The following is a 3,796-nucleotide window of genomic DNA, read 5'->3' on the forward strand; positions in this document are numbered from 1 at the left end:
TCGGCCGGCGGCGGCTTCGGGGGGAACAACGACGGCGGCTTCGGCGGCGCCCAGCAGGGCGGCGGCTGGGGCGGCCAGCAGCAGGGCGGTGGCCAGGCCGCACCGCAGGACCCCTGGTCCGGCGGCGGTGGCGGCGGATGGGACACCCCGTCCTCCAACGAGCCCCCGTTCTGATCCTGCATTGACCGGGCGCGGCCCCCACGGCCGCGACGGACACGGAACACCACGGACCTCTCCGTCCGGGCGCATCTCGCCCGGAGGGCCGCCCCCCGGTGGCCCATCCCACCCGCGACCCGGCACCGCCGGGCCGCACTGCACACGGCCCCGTGCCCCGTACGGGACGCCGCGTGATCCCATCCCGCAGAACCGTTCTGCGGGCTCCAGAGAACTCTGAAGGAGCACCACGATGGCGAAGGCTGAACTCCGCAAGCCCAAACCGAAGTCCAACCCGCTCAAGGCCGCCAAGATCACCGAGATCGACTACAAGGACGTGGCCCTGCTGCGCAAGTTCATCTCCGACCGCGGGAAGATCCGTGCCCGTCGCGTGACCGGCGTGACCGTCCAGGAGCAGCGCAAGATCGCCCAGGCCGTCAAGAACGCCCGCGAGGTGGCCCTGCTGCCCTACGCCGGCGCCGGCCGCGGCTGATCGAGCGAGCGAAGGAAGGAACACCCAGATGGCAAAGCTCATCCTGACCCAGGAAGTGGCCGGTCTCGGCACCTCCGGTGACGTGGTCGAGGTCAAGAACGGGTACGCCCGCAACTACCTGCTCCCGCGCGGTTTCGCCACCGTGTGGACCAAGGGCGGGGAGAAGCAGGTCGAGTCCCTGCAGAAGGCCCGCGCGGCCCGCGCCACGGCGAGCCTGGAGGACGCGCAGGCCCAGGCCGCGCAGCTCCAGTCCGCCACCGTGAAGCTCGAGCGCACCGCTGGTGCGGAGGGCCGCCTGTTCGGCGCCGTCCAGACCGCCGACGTCGCCGAGGCGATCGAGGCCGCCGGCCTCGGCTCCGTGGACAAGCGCTCGATCACCCTGCCGGCGCACATCAAGTCCGTGGGCAACCACGAGGCCCAGGTCCGCCTGCACGAGGACGTCATCGCGACCGTCCAGCTGCAGGTCGTGGCCGCCAAGGCCAAGAAGTGATCATCCGCTTCTGAGCCCGTCGCGTACGCGACGCTCACCCGAGGCCCCGGTCCGCTCTTCACGAGCGGGCCGGGGCCTCGTGCCGTGGGGGAACATGGAGGTCATGCCCTCCGCCCCACCGTCCTCCGACCCCGCCGGCTCGACGGCGGCCCCGCGCCCGCCCCTGTGGACGCGCCCGTTCATCCTCGTCAGCGCCACCTACCTGTTCGTGGCGATGATCTTCTACACGCTCATGACCGCCATGGCGCTCTACGCCGTCACGTCCTTCGGCGCGTCGGACGCGGAGGCCGGCGTCGTGGTGGGGGCGTTCGTGCTGGGCGCGGTCCTCACCCGCATGACGACGACGCCCGCCACCTTCGCGTGGGGGCGGCGGCGGGTCCTGCTCGTCGCCTTGGCCTGCTACGTCCTCACGACGGCTGAAGCGCCCTGGGTTTCGTTCCGATCCAACTGAAGGAGAATCGGAACATGCCCAAGAAGTTCAGCCCCGAGCTGCGTGAGCGTGCCGTGCGGATGGTCCTCGAACGCCAAGCCGCTGAGGGTGGGCCTCGCGCGTACTCGATCCGGGCCATCGCCCCGCAGGTCGGCGTCGGCGAGGAGACTCTACGCATGTGGTGCAACCGCCACGGCCACGAGATCACCCAGGCACCGGCGGGAGAGGATCTGAAGCAGGAGAACAAGCGCCTCAAGCGCGAGCTTGCTGAAGCCCGGGGAGCGAACGAGATCCTCAAAGCCGCCTCGGCTTTTTTCGCAGCGGAGCTCGACCGCCCCACGACGAGATGATCGCGTTCATCAACGAACACCGTGATCAGTTCGGGGTCGAGGCCATCTGCCGTGTGCTCAACACGACGGAATGTGGGTTCATCACCTCCCGCGGCTATCGTGCCGCGAAGAGTCGGCCGGTGTCCGCTCGGGCTCTGCGCGATGCGATCCTCATCGAGGAGCTCAAGCGGATCCATGCGGAGAACTACAGCGTCTACGGGGTGCGCAAGATGCACCACGCGATGGCCCGGGCCGGCGGGGAGATCGGCCGGGACCAAGTAGCCCGCCTCATGCGTGCCGCCGGCCTGCAGGGAGTGCGGCCTGGCCGCAAGCCGATCACGACGAAGCCGGCAGGTGAGCCGGATGCTCGTCCTGACATGGTCGAGCGCCGCTTCGCCGCGGAGCGCCCGAACCAGCTGTGGGTCGCTGACATCACCTACGTCAGGATCCTGGGCGGGTTCTGCTACGTCGCGTTCATCACCGACGTCTACTCCCGGCGCATCGTCGGGTGGGCCGTCTCAGGCAGCCTGCACACGGTCGGGCTGCCGCTGCTGGCCCTGGAGCACGCCCTGTTGAGCACGGGAGCTAGCCGTAGCCGGCAGGGACTGATGCACCATTCGGACCGCGGCTCCCAGTACGTCTCTCTGGCGTATTCGGACGCGCTCATCACCGCTGGGGTGAGCGCCTCGGTGGGCACCGTGGGCGACTCCTACGACAACGCCCTAGCCGAGACCGTGAACGGGCTCTACAAGGCCGAGCTCATCCATGCCAAGCGGATCTGGGAGTCCGTCGAGGCGGTGGAGCTGGCCACGATGGGGTGGGTGCACTGGTGGAACACCACCCGCCTCCATGAAGCCCTCGGCTACCGCCCCCCAGCGGAGGTCGAGGCGGCTTACACTCACGATCAGGATTCAGCGCCCGTTGCGTCCTGACCCCGGAACGAAACCCAGGGCGCTTCAGGCGGCGTACCTCTGGGCGGACTCCCTTGCCGCACTGACCGCGGTACGCCTGCTCAACGGCATGTGCTTCGGCGCGGCCGGCACCGTGCTGGCCACGGCCGTGCAGCGGATCGTCCCGCCCGTGCGCCGCTCCGAGGGCACCGGCTGGTTCTCCACGTCGATGACGCTCGCGGGCGCCGTCGGGCCGATGGTGGCCCTGCAGCTGAGCACCACCCTCGGCTACGACGCCCTGTTCTGGGCGTGCATCGGCTTCACGGGCATGGCCCTGCTGATCGCCCTGTTCCTGCGCGTGCCCGAGCCGCCGCTGACGGGCCGGTTCCGGCTGCACCGGGCGGACGTGTTCTCCGCGGAGGTGGCGCCGGCGGCGGGCGTGGCCCTGGCCTCCGGGTTCATGTACGGCGGCATCCTCGCGTTCATGGCCACGTTCGCGCAGCAGCAGGGCTACCCGGCGATGGTGCCGAGCCTGTTCTTCCTGCTCTTCGCCGCGGGCACCATCGTGGGCCGCGCCGTCCTGGGCGTGCTGCACGACCGGCACGGGGACAACGCCGTCGTCTACCCGATCCTCGCGGGGATGGCGGTCTCCTACGCGGTGCTGGCGCTGTGGCGGGAGCCGGCGGGCATGCTCGTGGCCGGCGCCCTGCTGGGGCTGACCTACGGGCCCGTGGTGAGCGTGTTCCAGACCATCGCGATCAAGGTGGTCCGGCCCACCGAGATCGGCGTCGCCACGGGCACGTTCTTCCTGCTCCTGGACCTCGGCACCGGCCTCGGCCCCATGGTGCTCGGCGCGGTGGTGGCCGCCGTCGGGATCCCGGTGATGTACCTGCTCTCCGGCGGGGTCGGGGTGGCGCTGCTGCTCTACTACCGGCTCGTGCACGGCGGCCGGGCCATCGCCCGGCGCCCGCCCCCGGCCTGAACCGGGCGGCGCGCTCAGGCGGGCCCGTG

The 3,796-nt window shown here is 70.6% G+C and carries 5 protein-coding genes and 1 other annotated feature; all 5 genes read left to right on the forward strand.

The features are described from left to right. Positions 1-406: 406 nt before the first annotated feature. A complete protein-coding gene (gene rpsR / locus D8M29_RS09435) occupies positions 407-646 on the forward strand; it encodes a 30S ribosomal protein S18 (RefSeq protein ID WP_002857788.1) in 240 nt (79 codons plus the stop codon). 28 nt (positions 647-674) lie between these two features. Then, a complete protein-coding gene (gene rplI, locus D8M29_RS09440) occupies positions 675-1,136 on the forward strand; it encodes a 50S ribosomal protein L9 (RefSeq protein WP_127435426.1) in 462 nt (153 codons plus the stop codon). 103 nt (positions 1,137-1,239) lie between these two features. Further along, positions 1,240-1,587, forward strand: coding sequence for an MFS transporter (locus tag D8M29_RS09445; protein WP_238692792.1), 348 nt, complete (start codon positions 1,240-1,242; stop codon positions 1,585-1,587). Between the two features lie 14 nt (positions 1,588-1,601). Beyond that, positions 1,602-2,827 (forward strand): IS3 family transposase gene (locus D8M29_RS09450; RefSeq protein ID WP_127435427.1). Its coding sequence is split into 2 segments (ribosomal slippage): positions 1,602-1,875 and positions 1,875-2,827, totalling 1,227 coding nucleotides; the frame shifts between segments, so codons are not numbered across the junction. Next, positions 1,874-2,007: a sequence feature (AL1L pseudoknot), on the forward strand. (Overlaps the previous gene by 134 nt.) Next, complete coding sequence (locus D8M29_RS09455) at positions 2,745-3,767, forward strand: MFS transporter (RefSeq protein WP_255420500.1); 1,023 nt, start codon at positions 2,745-2,747, stop codon at positions 3,765-3,767. Before D8M29_RS09450 ends, D8M29_RS09455 begins: the two co-directional genes overlap by 83 nt. Positions 3,768-3,796 lie beyond the last annotated feature (29 nt).

It is taken from the genome of Micrococcus sp. HSID17227 (assembly GCF_003989405.1).
Taxonomy (GTDB): Bacteria; Actinomycetota; Actinomycetes; order Actinomycetales; family Micrococcaceae; genus Micrococcus; species Micrococcus luteus.

Excerpts from the sequence above, each read along its gene's own strand:
- D8M29_RS09445 (WP_238692792.1), top strand. The coding sequence starts at position 1,240 with ATGCCCTCCGCCCCACCGTCCTCCGACCCCGCCGGCTCGACGGCGGCC.
- rplI (WP_127435426.1), top strand. The coding sequence starts at position 675 with ATGGCAAAGCTCATCCTGACCCAGGAAGTGGCCGGTCTCGGCACCTCC.
- rpsR (WP_002857788.1), top strand. The coding sequence starts at position 407 with ATGGCGAAGGCTGAACTCCGCAAGCCCAAACCGAAGTCCAACCCGCTC.
- D8M29_RS09455 (WP_255420500.1), top strand. The coding sequence starts at position 2,745 with ATGAAGCCCTCGGCTACCGCCCCCCAGCGGAGGTCGAGGCGGCTTACA.